Origin of the sequence: Flavobacterium solisilvae (assembly GCF_012911605.1) — a bacterium.
Lineage (GTDB): Bacteria > Bacteroidota > Bacteroidia > Flavobacteriales > Flavobacteriaceae > Flavobacterium > Flavobacterium solisilvae.
Genome location: NZ_JAAMPT010000094.1, coordinates 1 through 288, shown reverse-complemented (window position 1 = coordinate 288; position 288 = coordinate 1). Strand labels below are relative to the sequence as shown.

Below are 288 nucleotides of genomic sequence, written 5' to 3'. Positions count from 1 at the left end.
TTACCGTGTTACAGCCTGTAACATTATCGCTGATGTTGATCCAAATTTGTTGTGGATTACTAGTGTTGGTATAACTGTTTGGTAAACCGTTTGTTTGGTTTTGCGCATCGGTTTGAGTTGCGTAATAAGTTACCGTTACGCCTGTTTGTCCATTGGTGATTTCTAACGTTTTGGTGTCTAAGGTAAAGACTTCTTCTTCATCTCCCGGATTGTTGTAATCACACAACGCATAATCCGTAATGACTGGATTGGCTAGTGGTAATGGGTTGATTTGAAGTTCTAATGTTG

At 39.6% G+C, this 288-nt stretch carries 1 protein-coding gene; it reads right to left on the bottom strand.

Annotated elements, in window-relative coordinates; genetic code table 11:
• Window positions 1-288 (bottom strand): hypothetical protein (locus G6042_RS00445; RefSeq protein WP_169522334.1); only part of this gene is annotated, 288 nt, incomplete at both ends.